Source organism: Paenibacillus sp. FSL L8-0641, assembly GCF_038006265.1.
Classification (GTDB): domain Bacteria; phylum Bacillota; class Bacilli; order Paenibacillales; family Paenibacillaceae; genus Paenibacillus; species Paenibacillus polymyxa_D.
Genome location: NZ_JBBOUW010000001.1, coordinates 2,099,132 through 2,119,934 on the forward strand (window position 1 = coordinate 2,099,132; position 20,803 = coordinate 2,119,934).

The following is a 20,803-nucleotide window of genomic DNA, read 5'->3' on the forward strand; positions in this document are numbered from 1 at the left end:
ATTAATCGTTCTCTCCTTGTTTTTCTGATTCGGTCATGTTGGCGTGAATTTGTAAAAGAGTCTGGCGGAATTGCTTCAGATCGGCCGAGGAAATTCCTTTTACAAAATCGTGATTGGTATCAAGTTCGACAGGAAGAGTCTTCTCCACAAGCTGTCGGCCTGTTTCAGTCAGATGAAGCAAATAGGCCCGACGATCCTGTGGGCTATTTACACGCCGTACCCAGCCCTTCTTGTCCAACAAATCAATAATTCGAGTCGTGGTAGGCTGGTCCTTCACGGCCTTAGCTGCAATTTCTTTCTGATTTAAACCCTCAGCCTGATAGATTTGGAACAGAACCGACCATTGCTCTGGGGAAATATCATAAGGTTTGAGGCGCTGCAAGAGCTGCTGACTCATTTTGCGGTGAGTAATCCCGAGCAACATCCCAATGGAACAATCGGGAGGCAAGTTATTCATAGGTACTCCTTTCTGTTTCCCGTACATAAATTACTTTGAAATTAATTAGTTGTTATAACAATTATATGAACAACAAGTTATTTTGTCAAAAAAAGTTGTTCAGCGTTTTGGGTTCTGCTATCACTACAGCAAAAAAAACAGCCCGTAAAATACGGGCTGTTTGGGTTGATATAATATCGTTTGCCATGACTGGCGAATTAAGCTTTAGGTACGGTTTCCCAGTCCTTCAGGAAGCGTTCGATACCACTGTCTGTCAGTGGGTGTTTCCACAGAGAAGGGAGCAAGGAACCTGGAATGGTGGCAATATGTGCACCAGACAGAGCAGCATCTTCTACATGCTTAATATTGCGGATGGATGCGGCGATGATTTCGGATTTCAGACCATGAATGTCCAAAATTTGTCTCAGCTCACGAATCAGCTTCATACCATCAACAGCGATATCATCCAGACGTCCTACGAACGGGCTGATAAAAGTAGCGCCAGCTTTGGCTGCCATCAAACCTTGAGCCGCGGAGAAAATCAGTGTTACATTCGTTTTGATTCCGTTCTTGGTCAGCTCGTTACAAGCATACAAGCCATCTTCAGTCATAGGAAGCTTGATAACCACGTTCGGTGCCCACTTGGCGATATCATAAGCTTCTTTGAGCATATCTTCAGCCTTCAGACCAATAACCTCAGCACTTACGGGACCTTCAACGATACTGCAAATCTCCTGAATGACTTCCTTGAACACTCGACCTTCCTTAGCGATCAGTGAAGGGTTCGTTGTTACACCATCAACCAGACCCAAACGTTCAATACGTTTGATTTCTTCAATGTTACCAGTATCCAAGAAAAATTTCATTTGATTTCCTCCTCAGGTTTATATAATACATAATACATATCACATGCGATGTACAATAGTTCATTATAAATGTAGCATATTGCACACGTTAAACTTATAATTAGTATGTATTACATTCTTAATTGTGACACATTTTAAATTTGAAAACAAGCGGTGTATGATTAAAATTTGATGAATTGTCGGAAGATGCTGAAATTTACCGATCTACGCTCTTTATAATGTATTCTACCCCACTCCATAAGGAGGTAATCATTATTCAACTGTCTGAAAGACAGCGGGAAATTGTTGATATTGTCCAGCGTCTGGCACCTGTTACGGGGGATAAAATTGCTGAAACACTGGGATTGACGCGTCCGACTCTCCGTTCTGACCTTGCTCTGCTCGTTATGCTCGGACTGGTGGATGCCAAGCCGAAGGTAGGCTACCTGCCAGGGCGTCATCCTAAATATGATAGTCATATCGGCAACATGCTCAAAAAGCTGACGGTGGCGGATATACTTAGTGATCCGATTTTGATTTCCGGTGACACTACCGCCTATGATGCGGTGCTGATGCTGTTTCAGCAAAATACAGGCACCCTGATGGTCACAGGAGAGGAGCAGGAGCTCATTGGAATTGTTACCCGCAAGGATTTGCTGAAGGTCATGCTGGGGCATACCGATCTTCACACCGTCCCGGTGACCATGGCAATGACGCGCCGGGCCCAAATGACGACGCTTGCTCCAGAAGACACTTTACTGGAAGCGATATCGAAACTGATTCGGCATCAGGTCAATTGTCTTCCAGTTTTGGACGAGCAATGTAGCTCCTCAACTCCAATTCGGGAGTTGGTAGGACGGGTTACGAAAACGGACATCATGAACGCCATTCTGAGCTTGACAGAAGATAAAACGTAAAACATAAATAAGGGGGCCTTGTATGTACTGGTTGGCCATGCTGACGATGCTGATTGACCATGTCGGACTTGTGTTTTTTCCGACGGATCCGGCTTGGAGAATTGCCGGCAGGCTTGCTTTTCCAATCTACGCGTACGCGCTGTATGCGGGATATACTCATACCCGAGACATGCAGAGCTATATGCTCCGTCTACTCGGACTGGCTCTGATTTCTCAGGTGCCCTATATGCTGGCGTTTGATGTGCTTAGACCGAACGTAATCTGGACGCTATTGACCTCGTTGCTTGCGTTGGCTGCTGCATCCCGCTTGAAGCATTGGACGGCTGTAACGTGCCTGTACGTCGTCTCAGCTCTGGTTATGGAGCTCAGCCAGATGGATTACGGAGCCTATGGACTGCTGTTGGTTCTGATTTATCGATACACCCGTTCATATATGATGATTGCAGCCCATTTTGTTTTGAACGTAGTGTATGACATGGTGCATCACGCGAATCTTCAGCACTTTAGTCTGCTGTCCAGTATTCTGATCGTATGTTTTGCAACTGGAGAAAGCGGATTTTATAGTCGGGTACCGCGTTGGTTGTGGCGTAGCTTTTACCCGGTACATCTGGCTGTTATCGCGGCAATTCGCATCTGGCCCTAATCTACATCTCATACATTAAAAGAACCTTTAAAACCACGACATAAAATGGTTTTAAAGGTTCTTTTTTATCCTTCAATAAGCTAGCCAACGTTTAGGATACCTTGTTGGGACCTTGAGCAAAAGGAAGTGGGCGAAGGGGAGCACCTTCCTTCATGTATTGCACCAATACTTCGGGAATATTGTGTATTCCACCTGCATTGACGCGATAGCCGTTCGTTTGCCCTGGCGAGTTAATCCCGCGTTTCACCGTAAACGTAACGTCAATACCCAAGGAACGGCAAATTTCCATCGTCTCCTTGGTATACCCACCATAAGGGAAGGCAAGTACATTCTGATCATTGTGTAGATGCTTGAACAGCTTCTTGTCAGCCATGTCCAAATCGGTAGAAACTCGCTGTTTGAACTCATCCTCGGTTTCCATTCGCCCCAGCTTTTTCGAATACACTGGAGCCATCAGAAGCGGCTTTTGTTGGGTGCGCGCTGTGTTGGAGTATCCGTAAGCATGCTGGTCATTGGTATGATTGTAGAAATCAATGCCTTCAGCATGCATCTGATGAATTTGATCCCATGTCAGCTTTGGAATACCAATATGTTTGGGATTGCTGATCGTGGACGTGATGAGAAAATTGGTTGCCGGTACCTGGTACTTTTTCAACACAGGAAAAGTGTCCGTATAAAAGGACTCGTAGCCATCGTCGAATGTCATAAGTACCGCATTATCAGGAACCTTGGCTTTATGTAAAATAAAATCCGTATACTCTTTCATCGTGATCCAGTGGAAGCCGTTAGCTTTCATTTCGTCCAACTGCCTCGTTAAATTACTAAGCTTGAGAGCACCGGGATCAGGTGGAGTCTTGGTCACCTCATGATACATCAGGACAATTACTTTGTTTTGGTAATATACTTTATCTGGTGTAGGCGTCATTGAAAATAAATGGCGTACCAGTCGATCTGCATTAGCTGTGCGTGTACGATGAGCCCCTTTAACTGTAGGTGTGTGGTATATGCTACGTGCTTCATACACCAAAATTCCTAAAATAGCCAACAAACTTATGATTAGCAACGTTCTTTTAAAAAAAGTGTGTTTCATTGAATGACATCCCCCGCATGCAAAAAAATTCTGAAAGTATAGAGGTTTATACTAGATATGAAACTAGCAAAATCTAGTCTATCATACCGAAAACACGCGGGGGAAATATCACAACTTTGTTACCTCTGTGTAGCTTTTACAGATACCGGTGAAGAGGTCGGGAAGTAACCGATCTCGACGGCATGCTGGATCATGTTCCGAATAAAATTCAGGTCGGTTGCCGGGCATTGAACGCCAGCTTGTTCCAGCAGAGCTGTGGTTACAGAGCATCCGTAACGGTAAGCTGAATCCTTGGCTCCGTCACCTTCTAGTTGTCCCATAGCAAGGTGAAGTGCATCCTCCTGAATGCCGGAAGACGGATTTAGCAACCAGGCGCTGTAATCGTCAAAAGGCAGGGTTTCTACTGCGTAACCGAGTTGGTTTACCATAGCGATCAGTTCATCATATGGCAGTGGGTTCGGATTGCAGATATGGAAAATACGGTTTGCGCTTTTTTGATGAACAGACAGCTCTACGATAGCACGGCTGGCGTAATCAATCGGTGTGAAGTCCGTATGCCAATCGGCTTGTGGCGCTTTGCCCAGCAGCAGCATCGCCTTCATCATACGATAATAAGCATTGCTATCAATATTTCGCTGGAAGCGTCCGTTGGCCGAATGGGCTGTCAAATTACCCGCGCGATAGATCGAGACAGGCGTACCCGCTTGAGCTGCTTGGAACAACAGCTTCTCCGCAGCCAGTTTACTATTCGTGTACAGGTTGTCCACATTCAGTTCGTCTGGGAAGGCAGAAAGCTCCAATGCCGACTCCCATTTTCCTTCGTTAGCAAGATCCTCCGGTATTCCCATAGTGGAGACATGATGGAAGGATACTCCTGGCTTGGCTTGAGCGATTTTCAACAGTTCCAGTGTTCCGGTCACATTCGTGCGATCGAAGGCTGCCGAATCACCAAAATGACGTACGTCAGCGGCGCTGTGAATAATGCCGTCGATTTGGTGCTCCAGCATATGGCGGTCGACAGAAGAGAGACCCAGATCAGCTTGCTCCAGATCCCCATAGACAGCCTTCACTCGTCCTTCGATCAAGCTGGAGATATCATGTCCAAAATATCCCGTCAATACGGACTGAATACGCTCGATACCAGATGGACCGTCCTGAGAAGGGCGTACCATCGCGTATATTTTGGCTTCTGTCCGTTGAAGCAGGTCATACAAAATGTGCGAGCCCAGATAGCCTGTAGCTCCAGTCAACAAAATCACGCGCAAGTCGCGGACTTCAGCTAAGTCAGAAGCATCAGACAGCTCAATAGGATGCTCATTCAAATCCATTTTTTCTTGAGGAATCGCGAGTGGCTTGCGTTGCTGCGTTTGTTCCGTACCTAATTGTTCCACGTATTCAGCAAGCTCACGAACGGTTTTGTAGCGGAAAAAATCTCCGATGCGCAGCGCGCCATAACGTGGCTTCAGAATAGCCAGCACATGAATGACACGAAGCGAGTCGCCCCCGATCAGGAAGAAATCATCGGTAGCGCCAATGTTATTTTTACCAAGCACTTGAGTCCATGCTTCGGCAATGAGTGTTTCGGTTCCTTCGCGAAGAGGTTCCCCGCCAAATGAAAGATCAGACGCTTCCGGCAGTGGCCGCAGGGCCAGCTTTTTGCGATCGATCTTGCCAGTTGGTGAAATTGGCATAGCTTCCAAATGAACGACATGGCTCGGTACAAAATAAGAAGGTAGCTTGCCCCCAATATAAGACTGAATAACGTCCTGTGGAATGGATTGTCCATCCGAAGTGGTGAAATAGCCAACTAGCATGTTCTGATCTGTGTGATCTTTGACGGCTACCACAGCAACGTCCTGAACACCTGGATGTTTGGAAAAATGATCTTCAATTTCTCCGATTTCAATCCGATTTCCACGAATTTTGAGCTGCGAATCCTTGCGGCTTACGTATTCAATCGTACCGTCTGGCAGCAGCTTGGCGATATCACCCGAGCGGTACATTTTTTCACCCGGAACAAAAGGATTGTCCACGAACGATTGCGCTGTACGTTCTGGCTGATGGAGATAACCATGGGCCAATGCAGGAGTAGCAATACATACTTCACCCGGAATATTGACTGGGCAGAGCTTGTTATCATCGTTAACGATATACACTTTGTAATTGTAAATCGGCTTGCCGATCGGGATATTGACGACATGCTCAGGCACGGCACCACGGACCCGATGGGTCGTTGTCGCTACGGTGCATTCGGTCGGTCCGTATACGTTTACGATGTCGGTATCTGTACCGAACTTGCTTTGGAACGCTCGAACTTGGGAGCCGTACAGCGCTTCGCCTGCTACAGTAACAATCCGTACCTTAGCGAGTTTGCGATAGCCTTCGTCTGACAAGTACGTAGATAGCTGATTAAAGAATACAGTTGGCAAAATGGTAATAATCGTCGTGCCTGTACGTGCAATGGCTTCAGCGAATTCTTCAACAGATACACGCTCTTCAGAAGACAGCAAGTACAATTTTGCACCGTAAAACAAGGCTCCAATGGTATCCCAAACGGATGCATCAAAGCTGTAGGTTGCAAATTGGGTCAATACATCCTGAGGTGTAATGTCGCAATCGCGTTGCACGACAGCTCCTAGGTTAACAACACCGCGGTGAGCGATCAGGGCACCTTTCGGTTTGCCTGTAGAGCCGGATGTATAGATGACATAAGCTAGATCATCCGGACTTACACGAACGTTCGGATTGCTTGCAGCATAGCCTGCCAGCGGCCCGTTAATAGCTAAAATTTCTTTTACCGTTTCAATAGAACCGCACAGTTCAGTCGCTTGTTCCATAAGTGCGGAAGTTGTTAATACAAAAGGAGAACGCGTGTCTTCGACAATGTAGCTACTCCGGTCAGCGGGGTGGGCGGGATCAACAGGTACATATACGCCTCCGGCTTTTAGGATACCAAGCAGTGAAATAACGGTCTCTAAGCTCCGTTCCATGAAGATGGTCACGAATTCACCTTTGGTAAGACCTTTGGATAACAAGACACGTGCGACTTGGTTAGCGCGTTCGTTCAACTCACGGTACGTGTACTCTCCAGTGTGGGAAGCAATAGCCGGACGATCAGGGTATTGTGAAGCCGCCTCCTCAAACATTCCATGAATAGTTTGATGCTCAGGATATTTCACGACTGTATTATTTAAAGCTTCGTGAGCAGCTCGATCTGCATCCGATAATATATCAATTGAATTCACAGGTGCATGGCTGTTGGTTAGCGCGCCACGCAAAAGGGTTTCAAAGTATTCTGCGTATCGGACAACCGTTGTTTCCAGCAAGAGTGATTGATCATATCGTATCTGTATTTGATAAGCGCCATTGTGTTCACTGACAGCCCAATCCATAATGCGGGATTCTACACCGCTGTCCGTAGGCAGATTTGTCGAAAATGAAGTATCGGCTTGTGGTTCCGCAAGGTGTGCACTTGGCTGACGGAGCATCTCCTGAAATAAGTCTGCTAGTTCATGAAAAGTCGTTTCCTTTTCGACTGTCAGCGAAGCTGTAAGCAGACCAGTTTGTGGCACGAAAGTAGAAAAAGAAACTTCTTCTTCTGCGGAAAGGCGATATACCCATGCAGTATATGCTGATAAGAGCAACGCTTGTTTGTCTCCCGCAGTTTTTTGCTGATTTAATTGTTCCGAGATGGACGCTTCTAACTCTACTTGATAAGTAGAGGATGTATGCTTGCGTTGTATACGTGCATAATCCAAGGGAACTAGGAATGGGGAAGGGGTTGTCTGTGTACTGTTTTGTAGTAATGAAGCCATTACGCTAACCTCCTGAATGTATGATGTCTTAATATAAATGGTAAACTCAGTAAATGCCTCCGATCCCTTCAAATGCATGAACAGGAGGGAGGCATTACCGAATGAATGATTTACTTATGAAATTAACTTTAAGTCGATAAATGGCTATTATGATTTGCTACGGTTGATGTCTGCAATTTTGAAATAAGATGTAATTTCTTGAAGCTCTTCAGACATGGATGTCAATTTATGGGATGAATCAATAATCGAATCCAAAGAAGCTTTTTGTTCCTCCACCGTTTGCACAATGTGAACACTGTTATTGGCTGTTTTGGTTACAGTGGAAGAAAGATCGTCTGCTGTCGCTGTCATTTCCTGTGTACCCGCAGATATTTGCTCAGTAGCGCTGGATACTTCTTGGATTTGCCATGCTACATTTTTAGTTGCTTGAAGAATATCATTGAACAGCACGCCTGCTTGTCCAGCAACGACGATTCCGTTTTGAACTTCAACGTTTCCTTGCTCCATCGACTTCACAGCTTGTCCGATTTCATTTTGAATTTCTTCAATCAGTGATGTAATCTGTTTGGTTGCCTCCGCAGATTGTTCTGCCAGCTTACGTACTTCACTGGCAACGACGGCAAAGCCTTTACCTTCTTCACCAACGCGCGCAGCTTCAATAGAAGCGTTCAGAGCGAGCAGGTTGGTTTGACTGGAGATGCCTGAAATGGTACTGATGATATTGCCAATTTCCTGCGAACGACTGTCGAGCAACTTGATGATACGGGAAGTATTGGTTACTGTATCGGTAATCAAGTGCATTTGGGATGATACCTTACTTACAATCTCGTTGCCTTCGTTAGAGCGTTTCTCTACCGAATTGGCTTCTTCCGCAACATTGGAAGAACTCGTGGCAATATTTTGAATGACCGAAGCCATTTCAGCCATGGCACGTGCACTATCGCCTGTTGCTTTTTCCTGCGAACGGATATTCTCCGTGATTTCACTGATATTTTGATTGATGATGTTGGAATTGATTCCGTTTTGTTCGCAGATTGCGAGTAATTCTTTGGCGGATTCATTGACTTCATCAGTTGTCTGCTTCACTTTAGTCATAATGCTGTTAATATGACTTACCATATCGTTGAAATTCTGATTTACGAGTCCTAAATCATCATGACCTGCATGAATTTGAACATCCAGATTTCCTCTGCTTACTTCGCTGATACCGTACATCAATTGCTTAATCGGGGACAGCGTACGTTTCACAACCCAATATTGAAGCGCCAGGCAGATCAGTAGGAAAATCACTAAAATGGTAGCGCCGCTAATGAGCAGCTTGGTCAATCCTGCAGGTACGGCACCGGCATCTGCATCGACTGCAAAATATGCAAAGATTTTGCCACTTGGATCTTTAATCGGAGTCATCAAAGTCGTCCATGTACCAAAAGTATCATCGTAGAAGCTGGTGAATGTTGGTTTGCCACTGTCCAGCATACCGGTTACGCCTACTGCCACGACATTGGGTTGCTCATACATAGAGCCAACGAGCATCTTATCTTTTTCAAATGCTTCTCTGAGATCCGTTGGCATCGCCACAATAGATGTCAGATTGCCATTTTCGAGCTCCGTCCCGAAAATATAGGCATGAGAGATATTTGGATTCGTCGCCATGATGTTATCTAGGTACGCGCGGAGTTTGGTTTGAATGGGTCCATCATAATTTTTCTCTTGAACCGCTTGGGTTACTTCATCGGAATTAATGCCCTGGGCCCACTTCAATGTGATTTTTTCCACTTGCCCATGCAATTGGTCTATCAAAATCGTACGTTGGATCAAATAGCTGGACACAATAAGAACTAGCCCAATCAATACGATGTTGAAGAAGGATAATAATAGGTTTTTGGTGAAGAATGATAAGCTACTCCACTTTTTCAAAATGTTCCACTCCCTGGTTGTATTTTTTGTATATGGTGTTGAACCGCTTATCGAATGAGATAATCAAGTCCCCCTTACAAACAAAATAATCGAGATCATAGACCCTTGAATTTTATGTAATAGGTCTTAAGTCCTTTTACAGACAAGTATGATATCCCTATATATATGTCGTACGAAAAGCCCTTGAAATGAATACCTTACACAATAAAAAATTAATTTTAATAGGTAAACGCTGTCTGTGTTTCAGTATATTCCAATTTATACTTCAACTTGAGATTTGAATTCATTACAGTCCATAAGCAACTATTCAACAGAAACCATCATACTTTATAATAGAGTCAAATGCACTTATCAATTTGGGACATTTTTCATATTTAACGTTGTAAATGCTTGATTTATCGCGGTTTTTGTGAATTGTTTGCAAATGAGTCTTTATATCCATGCAAAGAGAAGAGGGATAAGAAGAATGTCCAAGCTTACGATTTTAAAGGTTGAGAGTAATCACGAGGATCTGCATAAGTTGATTCAAAGGCTGGATGAGGACTTGCTGGAAAGGTATCCTGCCGATGAAATTTACTTGGTTGATTTTTCCAATCCGAAAGTTAAAGAAATGTTTTTCGCTGTTGTGTATGTGGACGAAAAACCGGTGGCTTGTGGAGGGCTTAGGCCTATAGATGCGGAAGAAATGGAGCTTAAAAGATTTTATGTCGATTCCTCTTATCGCAGACAAGGAATTGCGGTGAGCCTATTATCTTTTTTGGAAGAGGAAGCCAGCAAACGGGGAGTGGTAAGGATTAAACTGGAGACCGGAGCGGCTCAACCTGAAGCGATTGCTCTCTATACCAAGCGGGGATACGAACCTATTGAACGATTTGGGGAGTATGAACACGATGAAAACAGCCTTTGTTATGGTAAAAAGCTGTCTCTGTTAATATAAAGCGTTCTCTTATAAAATGGATGATGATCAATACTAGCCTATATAGCGGGAGAGATGATAATGAATTTGAAGCAAAAAGCGGCCGAAAAAGCAGTTGAGGCGATTCAGGACGGCATGAAAGTAGGACTTGGTACAGGCTCGACAGCCTTTTGGGCTATTCAAAAAATTGGTGAGCGTGTAGCGCAAGGATTACATATACAGGCTGTAGCTACATCCCAAGCCTCGGAAGATCAGGCCAGGGAGCTGGGAATTCCCATCATTCCGTTTGATCAGATTGGAAGGCTTGATGTTACCATCGACGGTGCAGATGAGGTGAATGAGCAGCTGGTGCTGGTGAAAGGTGGAGGCGGAGCCCTGCTGAGAGAGAAAATTGTGGAAAGCAATAGCGACCGATTAATTATTATTGTCGATGAGTCCAAGGATGTGAAGGTACTGGGTGCATTTCCTTTACCCGTTGAGGTCGTACCCTTTGCCAGTGAATGGACGTTGGAGGCCTTGCGGCAGACGGGCTGCAAAGCGGAGTGGCGTATGAAAGACGGCGAGCGCTTCCTTACGGATAACGGTAATTATATTGCCGATTGTCGCTATGGTACGATTGAGAATCCGCAGGAGTTGGAAATCCGCTTGAACCAAATTCCGGGTGTAGTCGATAACGGACTGTTCATTAATATGGCGGACCAGGTGATTATCGCACGGGCCAATGGACAGATCGACGTCCGTAACAAGTAATGTCTAGGACCCGCCTGTTTCAACATGTGGCATTGGTGTTATTGATTTTATATACAGGGCTTCTATTATATTGGATGTTTCTCGGTTTTGGTCGTACATTACGACCGGGACCTCCGTATTCGTATAATATGGTTCCATTTGATACAATCAGGCAATACTGGCGGGCAATGGAGTCGTTTCCTTTTCGGGTATGGGGTGTTAATTTGCTCGGTAATATTGGCGTATTCATTCCCTTCGGTATCCTTGTGCCTATCATTTGGGTGTCCATGCGAAGTATAGGCAGTCTGTTGGTAACGATAGTGATCTCACTGGTCATTCTTGAGGTATCCCAAATGCTACTGGGCGTAGGTACAATGGATGTAGATGACATTATACTGAATGTTCTGGGAGTATTATGCGGCCGCGTTGCCTACGTACTTTTACGTAAGAAGTTGGGGATTGCAATATAATCGTCCTGCTCTCTGGATCAGTGTGTTAAGACTGACTGAGAGCGGGCTTATTTTACATAATGAACTGTAACCTTCACATAATAGACGATAATTCCTCCGTTTATAGGCCGTAGGAGCAGGGGGAGGAACGCTTAAACTTGACAAAAGTACACAATTAAGATATCTTGGAATAAAGATATGAGTAACGGAGGCTGTTAATATGTCTGTAAAACCAGATGATCAGGACCTAGCACTTAACTTGTTCGTTGTTCTGGCTCGTGCTTATAATTCGGTCACGTCTCGTACGAATCGGGACATTCATAGTCATGGATTAAATACAACAGAATTTGGTGTGCTTGATCTGCTGTATTATCGGGGGCCACAGCCTTTACAGAAAATTGGAGAAAAGGTACTAATCTCTAGTGGGAATATTACGTACGTGGTCGATAAACTTCAGAAGAAAAACTTGCTTACCCGTCGTGCTTCGCAAGATGATCGGCGTGTGATTTATGCAGAATTGACTGATGAGGGACGTCACTTCTTTGAGCAAATATTCCCGCAGCATCATCGTGTCATTATGGAGACCGTGGATGGCTTATCTGTGGAAGAGAAGGAGCAGGCTATTCATCTGTTAAAAAAGCTTGGACTAACGGCTGAGGGGCAGAAGAGTAACGGATCATAAATGGTGCATGTACAGGTTAAATCTGCTTTAAATAAAATACCGACTTTTCGGTATTTTATTTTTTTGTCGTATTATGGGGGAGTAGGGTTAATGTAGGGACGCAAATCAGGTATAATTGTCTAATAGTCACGTCCGGAACAAATCCCCAGTACCTGTTCCAAATACAAAACCTTGTCGGGGAAGGAGCTGTACATGAGTATACAGCAATATACCGCAGGTGAATCGCTATTGATGCAAGCAGGAGCTTTGGCTGAATTAGTTACCTATAAGCAATACGAATTACAGCCCGATCTTTTGCAGCGTTTTGGGGATAACGGTAAAATAAAGACAAAACAAGATTCCATATATAGTTTGAACTATTTGGCTGAAAGTGTAATCATGAACAGCCCTATTTTATTTACACAGTATGTTTCCTGGTTAAAAAAGCTTCTGGAGGGTTTCGGCATAACCCAAGAAGATTTGAGCATTAATTTCAGATTAATTCAGGAGACGTTGGTAAAGCACTTCGACCATACGGATAAAACCATGGTGCTGGAGCATCTGGATTTGGGGATACAGCAAATTGGAAAGAAAGAGGAGTATGCCTCTTTTATTACAGGTGATAATCCCTATGCTACTGACGTGGCTCAGTATTTGGAGTATTTACTCTCAGGTAATCGCAGACAGGCTTTGGATTGGATCGTTCGCTTGCTGGATGAGGGTATCTCTATTCAACATACTTATAAATATATTTTTCAAATTTCGCAATATGAAATAGGCCGTCTATGGCATGAAGGCAAAATCACCGTCGGTCAAGAGCATTTTTGCACTGCCGTGACTCAATTTATTATTTCCAGCCTGTACCCTAGATGGATGGGGAGTGGAAGTGAGGAACGCTGCCTCGTGGCGGCGTGTGTAGGCAGCGAGCAGCATGAAATTGGAGTGCGCATGCTGGCTGATATATTTGAAATGGATGGTTGGGATACGTATTATTTAGGCGCCAATGTACCTAACCGGAGTCTGCTTCAGGCCATTGTGAGTTACAAGGCGGATGTAGTAGCTATCTCAGCTACCATGGCTTACCATGTCCATCTAGTGAAAGAGTTAATTGCTCTCATTCGGCAAGACCCAACGACTAGCCATGTGAAAATTATGGTCGGAGGCTTGCCTTTTAATCTCGATTCCCTCTTGTGGCAAGAAGTAGGGGCGGACGGATACGCGCCAGGTGCGGAAGAAGCGCTGGAGGTTGCGGGTGACTTACTTTCGCTCAGGAAATAAGGTTAGTTTTGTGAACCTGTAAGTCATTTTGTAAAGGGGGCCTTTTAATATGAAGGAACCGACAGCAGAAATGGCTGTCCTGCGGAAAACAGTCGAACAATTAACGGATGAGATTGTGAAAGGCAAGGCTGAGGAAGAAAAGCTGCTGAATGAATTTTCATCAATGAACAACGAGCTGGTTAATCTACAGCGTCAGCTTGCCAAAAGCAATGCGGAATTATCACGGACGAAGGAAGAAGCGGTACGGGCTAATGACCTAAAGAGCACTTTTCTGGCTGTGGTTAGTCATGAATTCAGAACGCCAATGAACGGAATACTTGGAATGATCGAAATGTTAGGTTCATCCAAAATTTCCCCAGATCAACGGCAGGCCATCAGTGTGATACGTGAGTCAGCCTCCCTGTTGTTGAATATGATTAATAATCTGCTTGATATATCCAAAATGGAAGCAGGACAGATGGAACTGGAGATCGGAAACGTTAGAGTTGAGGCGATTATGGGCCATGTTGCTCAGTTGTTGGAGCCGCAAATCTATCAGATGGGTAACCGTTTGAGTATAGAGACCGATACCGATGTGGCAGAGCATCTGGAGGGAGATTCGGCAAGGATCATGCAGATCTTGCTCAATCTGTTGAACAATGCGAATAAATTTACGAGTGAAGGATTGCTCATCGTTCGAACAAAATTAGTGGAAGAAACAAAAGATTCCCAACGTGTTCGGTTTGAGGTGCAGGATTCGGGTATTGGGATTTCACCGGAGGATCAGAATAAGCTGTTTCAGCCTTATGTACAAGCCGGTGAAGGCAGTGCCTCCCAATATGGAGGAACGGGTTTGGGGCTATGGATATGCAGTTCATTTGTGGAACTCATGCAGGGAGAAATTGGGGTCATCAGTGAAGAAGGCCAAGGCTCTACGTTCTGGTTTGAAATTCCCTTCATGAAAGGATCGGGGCAGGCAGACGAAATGGAGAAGCATGAAAATGGTGATTTAAAGGTATTTAGCGAGTTGCTGCGTGAGCATAGTCATTCTCAAACTATTTTGGTGGCTGAGGATAATCGGGTAAATCGTCAGGTGGTGCAATTACAGCTTAACCATTTGGGATTCCAGCATATTGATTTTGCTGAGGATGGACAAGCTGCTGTAAAAGCGGCCTCCGAACGATCCTACGCTTGTATTCTAATGGATCATTACATGCCTCTGCTAAATGGTCATGATGCGGCAAAAGCGATCCGCCAGAGAGAATCAGAAAACCAGCAACCACCTGTACCGATCATTTCTTTGACCGGAAATGTGTCTGAGGAGGATCAGGCACGGGGCCGGGAGGTTGGAGTGAACGATTACTTGATAAAGCCAGTAACGATTGAAAAGCTCTCTGAAAAGCTTGTCAAATGGCTTCCAAAGCCGGAAACCGAGCCGATTTTGGATAAGGAAGTTATACGTGAAATTATGCTGCTGGACGAGGATGGCAGCACGGCACTACTGGAGTCATTGGTCGAAATGTATACAAGTGATACACCTGCCAAAATCAATAAGTTAAGAGAACTGGCTGCTGCGGGCGAAGTCACAAAAGTAGTAGAGGCTGCTCATGAGTTGAAATCAGGCAGCGTGAGTCTGGGTGTCGGGCGTTTGTCCTCGTTGCTGTCCGATATTGAACAGCTTGCACGGGAGAACCGACTCGAGAATGCGAAAGCGAAGTTGTCTGCGCTCCAATCTGTCTATCAAGCAACGTGTTTAGAACTGGAACGTTATATTCACCAGCGCTAGACCGTTTTCCCCCCTTATTAGACTTTCACGCGAAAGGAGAACGTAAGAGGCATATATGAAAGAACAGTTGCGTTCCATTCACCCGCTGGCCTGGACGATTATTGTCGGTACTATTTTCGGGCGGATGGCGACATCCATGAGCATCCCGTTTTTGTCAATTTACCTTACCACCCGTTTAGGGGTGACCCCCTTTCATACGGGGGTGATCGTGTCGGTAAGCTCGTTGGTCGGCATTTTTGCCAGCTTTTACGGTGGATATATTTCAGATCGAATCGGACGGCGTAAGGTGATGTTGGTGTCCATTGCGAGCTGGGCGCTTGTATTCGTTGCTTTTGCGTTGGCGGAAGCGGCCTGGGCCTTTTTTGTCATTAATGCTCTTAATGGACTGTGCAGGTCCTTGTTCGAGCCAACCTCGCGGGCGCTGTTATCAGATGTAACCCCCAAGGAGAAAAGACTGCTTATCTATAATATGAGATATGCGGCCATTAATGTTGGGGTAGTGGCAGGACCGTTGCTTGGTTTGATGTTAGGATCTGCATCCAATGGTACGCCGTTTATGGTAGCTGCTGGTGTGTACGCACTATACGGGGTACTGCTGTTGATCCAATTTGCCCGTTATGCATCGGATCTGCATATAGGTACAGCGGCGGGAGAGGTTCCACTGCGAATGGCTGAGGCATTCCGTACAGCCAGCCGTGATCCGGTGTTTATGCCGATTTTGCTGGGAACGGTATTTTGTGTGATGGGCTATGCGCATTCCAATTCCACAATGCCTCAATTCTTGTCCTTATCCTTCACGGAAGGAACTCGATGGTTTACATATATGCTGACGGTCAACGCGGTTTGTGTATTGGCATTTCAATATCCGCTGGTGCGGCTGGCAAGCCGATTTTCCCCGGTGAATTCCCTGATTGCAGGGAATATATGTATTGCGGTCAGCCTGTTGCTGTGCGGTATGCTAAACTCAGGCTGGATGTTTATACTGGATATGGTGCTGTTTACGGTTGGTGAAGTGCTATTGTTCACGATGCTGGACGTATTGATTGACCAAATTGCAGATGCTCAATATAAAGGGACCTACTTCGGTACAATCGGCTTTAATAATTTGGGAAGCGTGCTGGCTCCTTTATTTGGTGGCTGGTTGCTGGATATCTATGGTCAAACGGCGCCGCTTGTTGTTTTTGTTCCGGTTGCCCTGTCGGTTGTGATTGGTATTCCGTTCCTTCTGGTCGCACGCCGCCGCCTGGTGCAGCGTACAGCACGGATCGCGGCTCAAGGAGGAGAATCGGTGCAGCAACTGTCATCATAAAAAGGGAGTTGAGTGCAGGATGAAGGCGGAAGAAGATGTGCTACGAGTCATACAATATATGAATGATCCGCAGGTACTGGAAGACTTGCGCTATGTGCGAGAGCTGAAGTTGCCGCAAGGATGTATTGCCGCAGGCTATGTACGTAACCGCGTTTGGGATAAGCTCCATGGCTATACAACGGCTACACCTTTAAACGATATAGATGTTATCTATTTTGACCCGAAAAACACGCTAGAGGAACGAGATGAGTATCTAGAGTTGTCCTTGAACCGTAAGCAGGCCGGACGTAACTGGTCTGTCAAAAATCAGGCTCGGATGCATTTTCGCAACGGGGAGGCTCCTTATTCCTCGGTAGAGGATGCGATGAGCCGCTGGCCAGAGACGGCAACGGCGGTGGCGGTTAGATTGAATGACAAGGATCAAATAGAGGTCATTTGTCCGCATGGATTGGAAGATCTGCTGGATATGCGGGTACGACAAAGCCCTTTGTTTCGTCACACAACGGCTTATCGTCAGCGTGTATTTGAGAAGCAATGGCTTGATAACTGGCCGTTGCTTATTATGGAGAATTAGAGTGAAATCCTAATTTTAGGATATTAAGGAGAGACGACAAACAATGTTTAAAAATATAAAAATAGATTCAGATCGTGAGGAAGTTCTGGAGCTGTTAACCTACGCCGTGCTGGATCACCCTGAACGCGGAGAAGCAGCTTTACGTACCTATCAAGCCTCGGATGACTGGAAGCTGTTCGGTGTAGAAGATGAAGGACTTATTGTAGGTATTGTCGGCTTTGAGGACCAGGAGGATGGAACAACTGTAATTCGCCATCTGGCCGTGTTGCCTGAAAACCGCTATAGAGGATATGCCAGAGGTATGCTACTTACGCTCATTCAGGAGCGTAATCCAAAACGGCTTACTGTGGACACGGATGCGGAGGGGGCAGATTTTTTCCGCAACGTGGGCTTTGCCGTGTATGGATCAGAGGATTTGCCGGATGGTGGGCAATTCCATTGTGTATATGAAATAGACGAAGAATAAGCGAATCTCCGGGTCCCGCGTCCCTCTTTCTACATAAGATATGTTATGCAGAAAGAGGGAGGTGGGTTTCATTGGCGTACCACTACACAGCGATTGGAGATTCTTTAACAACAGGTGCAGGGACGTTGCTGAGCGGCGGATTTGTACCTATCTATCGGCGAATGGCAGAAAGACATCTGCGTACGCCAGTCAGTTACGAGAATCTGGGAATTAACGGGCTGACATCGCAGGAGTTGCTGTCCATGGTCCGCAACAATCCACTTTTTCGGTCGGCGATCAGCCGGGCTGAACTTATAACGGTAACGATCGGCGGGAATGATCTGCGCCCATACATCAGCGCCCTTGCTGGAGGGTCCGGCTTGTCGGGTTCTTCCATTCCACAAGCGTTGAATCACACAAAAGAACATGTACGCCAAATTGTACATGCCCTGTATCAGATAAAGTCCGGTCAGCGTGAGCCATTTATCATTCGAATGGTGGGATTATATAATCCTTTTCCAGAAGTAAGGGAGGCGGGAGTATATGTGCGTCAGTACAACTCGTTTCTCTATACATTAGGCGGACCGAATTACCGGGTGGCGAATAGTTATCCCGCATTTGAGGGCTATGAACGGGCACTACTTTCGTTAGACCGGGTGCATCCGAACAGTCGTGGTTATCGCGTGATTGCGGAAGAGTTGAATCGGCTTGGTTATGCGCCATTAAGGCGAGCGTGAGAGGATGCTTTGGATCAGACAAAGTATATTAAAGAAAGAGGTTCATGATGACAGTAGAAACTGACCATTATGAACCTCTTTGTTTGCGTTAGTAGGCGCTGTTTAGCCGATTGATTTACGGAATAAGCTACGCGCAGCCCACTTGCGCTCACTTCGTTTGCGGTATTTGGGTAGAGAACGATAGACGGCAATGGACTGGTTAAAGGCTATAGTGGCTTCATCCTTGCGTCCCAGCATACGGTACATCAAGCCTGTCAGATAATAACCCTCGCTGGAAGAAGACTGAATCTCCTGAAATTGCTGCAGATAATGAAGCGACTTATTGACGTCACGTTCCTTGAAAGCAGCGGCTAAATGCAAATAAGGCTCACCGTACTGTACCCGCGGGTTAATATCCAGTGCTTTTAGTAAATGTTGTTCTCCATCCTCCAGATGGTTTGTATGTACTTCAGCCGTTCCCCGTGCGTTCCAATAGTCTGCTGAGTCTTCATAACGGGATTGAATTTCCAATAAGAGCTCCAAAGCCTGCGGATATTTCTTGCTTTCGATCCAGATACGAGCCAAATCGAACCTAGCAGCCACATCGTTGGTGTTTAGCGCAATCTGTTGGCGCAATCGAGCGGCATTGCGTCTTCTTTTCCATGGTTTGCTGATGCTGGGCAATACACCGACAAAGCTACGATCCAATATATAGATCACGATTAAGAGTACGAGCAGTGCCAGAAACGGGTTGCCGAGCAAACTCCATAGTAGAGAGAAAATTAAAAATTTCCCAATCATTTTTCTCCAATCCTCCTGTGCATGTAACAATCCATACTTTCCACATTATAGCATAAAGCCGCTTTAAGGGGCATTAGCCTGATGAGATTTCGAAGGATGGTAGAGGGGGTGAGAAGAAAAACACTTATTTGTGATGCTCGGTGTATAGTTTTACGAGAAAAGGAACCTTTTTTTATTCCCGCCAAAAGGTTGAACAGTCTGCCTTATCCAAAATATTAAACTCGATCATTTTCTCAAGTAATGAGAAATCAACTGGACTATCCCACTGGATACGTACCAACTGCTTGGTGTGATCATAGCCCGCCTGCACAATTAACTCAGAAAAATGATTAATCCCTGCCTTTTCAGGGGCAACGGCCAAATGATGTTTGGCTACGCTAAAGCCAATAATAAATGTGCTGTGATCCGTAAACATAGGCTGATTCCACGCAATTTTTGACATTAAATTTAGAAATTTCTTGGTTACCCAAGCCAATACTTCTTGCGTTCGAGCCCGATGTTGGGGGTTATCAATATGCGCTAAATATTCTGCAAAAGCTTCCATGTTGTTCCCTCCTTAATTAAAAATTGTATCGTTCAGAGAAGTTCCTCGAACCTATTTGTCGTTAAAACTCCTCATAGAATGGCTCAGACACGTTCTTAACAACACCTATTTCCAACGATATATATTTTCAAACTAGATAGTCAAAATGGTTTACTATCAATTTATCGCAGCAACATGCTTCCCAAGATGTAAACAATACCTTTTATGTCCTGTTATATTCCTCAGAAAGAATAGAGTACAAATATGAATCGTGAAATTCGCCTTTGTAGTACCAGTGTTCTCGCATTATACCTTCACGTTGCATTCCGATCTGTTGCATAATCTTCTCAGAAGCCTTATTTTCTGGACGACATGTTGCATAAATACGATGGACAGCAAGTGTGCTAAATCCAAAGCCTAGCAGGGCTCGTGCCGCTTCTGTTGCATAACCCTTTCCTTGATAATCTGGGTTTAGAATATAGCCCATTTCTGCATTAGTATCTTTGACATGAATACCAACACCGCCGATCAGGATTCCAGTGTTTTTCAGACATATGGCTAGTTCGTAGTCTTGTCGTGGCATTTCCTGCTGTGAGGCTAGAACTTGTTCTATATATGCCTTTGTATCTTCTTCTGTATTGGGTCCCCATGCTGTGTGCCTAGTAACTTCAGGCAATGACGTGTAGGTATGTATACTTCCCCAATCGGATGTACAAATATCACGAATGATGAGCCGTTTTGTCTCAAATTGCATAACGATTCCTCCTGTCTATAATTAGCATACATATTCGTGTTTTCTGCACATTCTATTAATCCTATTTAAGCAGATCTGATGGGGAAGATCCAAGATTTTGAGAGAAAGTGCTAGAGAAGAGGATCGAATTACGTGTTGAACAATGGGAACGAATCAATACCTTTTGCCACCTGAACGCAAACCGCAAGGGAGGCGTCCGGCAAAAATGCAAACAGAAAAT

General features: G+C 45.1%; 20 protein-coding genes. 12 read left to right on the top strand and 8 right to left on the bottom strand.

What is annotated here, in order from left to right:
• Position 1: 1 nt before the first annotated feature.
• The gene (locus MKY16_RS09540) at positions 2-457 is read right to left on the bottom strand and encodes a MarR family winged helix-turn-helix transcriptional regulator (RefSeq protein WP_340955148.1); all 456 of its coding nucleotides are present in this window, start codon (positions 455-457) and stop codon (positions 2-4) included.
• Positions 458-654: 197 nt separating this feature from the next.
• The gene (fsa, locus tag MKY16_RS09545; RefSeq protein WP_013309811.1) at positions 655-1,302 is read right to left on the bottom strand and encodes a fructose-6-phosphate aldolase; all 648 of its coding nucleotides are present in this window, start codon (positions 1,300-1,302) and stop codon (positions 655-657) included.
• A 176-nt stretch (positions 1,303-1,478) separates the two neighbouring features.
• Here fsa and MKY16_RS09550 point away from each other — a divergent pair, with 176 nt between their 5' ends.
• Positions 1,479-2,198 carry a CBS domain-containing protein gene (locus MKY16_RS09550; RefSeq protein ID WP_238437778.1) on the top strand — a complete coding sequence of 240 codons (720 nt, stop codon included), beginning with the start codon at positions 1,479-1,481 and terminating at the stop codon, positions 2,196-2,198.
• Positions 2,199-2,220: 22 nt separating this feature from the next.
• Positions 2,221-2,841, top strand: coding sequence for a TraX family protein (locus MKY16_RS09555; protein ID WP_029514773.1), 621 nt, complete (start codon positions 2,221-2,223; stop codon positions 2,839-2,841).
• A 91-nt stretch (positions 2,842-2,932) separates the two neighbouring features.
• Here MKY16_RS09555 and MKY16_RS09560 read toward each other — a convergent pair whose 3' ends face one another.
• The 3 genes from MKY16_RS09560 to MKY16_RS09570 form a co-directional block, all read right to left on the bottom strand.
• Complete coding sequence (locus tag MKY16_RS09560; protein ID WP_069011374.1) at positions 2,933-3,931, bottom strand: polysaccharide deacetylase family protein; 999 nt, start codon at positions 3,929-3,931, stop codon at positions 2,933-2,935.
• 119 nt (positions 3,932-4,050) lie between these two features.
• Positions 4,051-7,746, bottom strand: coding sequence for a non-ribosomal peptide synthetase family protein (locus MKY16_RS09565; RefSeq protein ID WP_340955150.1), 3,696 nt, complete (start codon positions 7,744-7,746; stop codon positions 4,051-4,053).
• A gap of 147 nt (positions 7,747-7,893) precedes the next feature.
• The gene (locus tag MKY16_RS09570; RefSeq protein WP_340955153.1) at positions 7,894-9,663 is read right to left on the bottom strand and encodes a methyl-accepting chemotaxis protein; all 1,770 of its coding nucleotides are present in this window, start codon (positions 9,661-9,663) and stop codon (positions 7,894-7,896) included.
• A 466-nt stretch (positions 9,664-10,129) separates the two neighbouring features.
• On the opposite strand from MKY16_RS09570, the gene MKY16_RS09575 reads away from it, so the two are divergent.
• From MKY16_RS09575 to MKY16_RS09620, 10 genes are all read left to right on the top strand, one after another.
• Positions 10,130-10,600 carry a GNAT family N-acetyltransferase gene (locus MKY16_RS09575; RefSeq protein WP_340955154.1) on the top strand — a complete coding sequence of 157 codons (471 nt, stop codon included), beginning with the start codon at positions 10,130-10,132 and terminating at the stop codon, positions 10,598-10,600.
• A 60-nt stretch (positions 10,601-10,660) separates the two neighbouring features.
• Positions 10,661-11,329 (top strand): ribose-5-phosphate isomerase RpiA, encoded by a 669-nt coding sequence (gene rpiA, locus MKY16_RS09580; RefSeq protein ID WP_068940619.1) that lies wholly within the window; start codon positions 10,661-10,663, stop codon positions 11,327-11,329.
• Positions 11,329-11,778 carry a VanZ family protein gene (locus MKY16_RS09585; RefSeq protein ID WP_340955157.1) on the top strand — a complete coding sequence of 150 codons (450 nt, stop codon included), beginning with the start codon at positions 11,329-11,331 and terminating at the stop codon, positions 11,776-11,778. Before rpiA ends, MKY16_RS09585 begins: the two co-directional genes overlap by 1 nt.
• A 199-nt stretch (positions 11,779-11,977) precedes the next feature.
• Positions 11,978-12,439, top strand: coding sequence for a MarR family winged helix-turn-helix transcriptional regulator (locus tag MKY16_RS09590; protein ID WP_029514766.1), 462 nt, complete (start codon positions 11,978-11,980; stop codon positions 12,437-12,439).
• A 192-nt stretch (positions 12,440-12,631) separates the two neighbouring features.
• Positions 12,632-13,696, top strand: a complete 1,065-nt coding sequence (locus MKY16_RS09595; protein WP_340955159.1) for a cobalamin B12-binding domain-containing protein — start codon at positions 12,632-12,634, stop codon at positions 13,694-13,696.
• Positions 13,697-13,745: 49 nt separating this feature from the next.
• Positions 13,746-15,461: an ATP-binding protein gene (locus MKY16_RS09600; protein WP_340955161.1), complete on the top strand. Its 1,716-nt coding sequence runs from the start codon at positions 13,746-13,748 to the stop codon at positions 15,459-15,461.
• Between the two features lie 55 nt (positions 15,462-15,516).
• On the top strand, positions 15,517-16,770 hold the full coding sequence (locus MKY16_RS09605) for an MDR family MFS transporter (protein WP_340955162.1): 1,254 nt from the start codon (positions 15,517-15,519) through the stop codon (positions 16,768-16,770).
• Positions 16,771-16,789: 19 nt separating this feature from the next.
• Positions 16,790-17,344, top strand: coding sequence for a nucleotidyltransferase family protein (locus MKY16_RS09610; protein WP_340955164.1), 555 nt, complete (start codon positions 16,790-16,792; stop codon positions 17,342-17,344).
• 43 nt (positions 17,345-17,387) lie between these two features.
• Complete coding sequence (locus MKY16_RS09615) at positions 17,388-17,810, top strand: GNAT family N-acetyltransferase (protein ID WP_340955166.1); 423 nt, start codon at positions 17,388-17,390, stop codon at positions 17,808-17,810.
• Between the two features lie 71 nt (positions 17,811-17,881).
• The gene (locus MKY16_RS09620) at positions 17,882-18,526 is read left to right on the top strand and encodes a GDSL-type esterase/lipase family protein (protein WP_340955168.1); all 645 of its coding nucleotides are present in this window, start codon (positions 17,882-17,884) and stop codon (positions 18,524-18,526) included.
• A 102-nt stretch (positions 18,527-18,628) separates the two neighbouring features.
• On the opposite strand, the gene MKY16_RS09625 is transcribed toward MKY16_RS09620, so the two are convergent.
• From MKY16_RS09625 to MKY16_RS09635, 3 genes are all read right to left on the bottom strand, one after another.
• Positions 18,629-19,306 carry a tetratricopeptide repeat protein gene (locus MKY16_RS09625; protein WP_029514758.1) on the bottom strand — a complete coding sequence of 226 codons (678 nt, stop codon included), beginning with the start codon at positions 19,304-19,306 and terminating at the stop codon, positions 18,629-18,631.
• 172 nt (positions 19,307-19,478) lie between these two features.
• Positions 19,479-19,850 (bottom strand): iron chaperone, encoded by a 372-nt coding sequence (locus MKY16_RS09630; protein WP_340955170.1) that lies wholly within the window; start codon positions 19,848-19,850, stop codon positions 19,479-19,481.
• A gap of 202 nt (positions 19,851-20,052) precedes the next feature.
• Complete coding sequence (locus MKY16_RS09635) at positions 20,053-20,583, bottom strand: GNAT family N-acetyltransferase (protein ID WP_340955172.1); 531 nt, start codon at positions 20,581-20,583, stop codon at positions 20,053-20,055.
• Between the last annotated feature and the right edge of the window lie 220 nt (positions 20,584-20,803).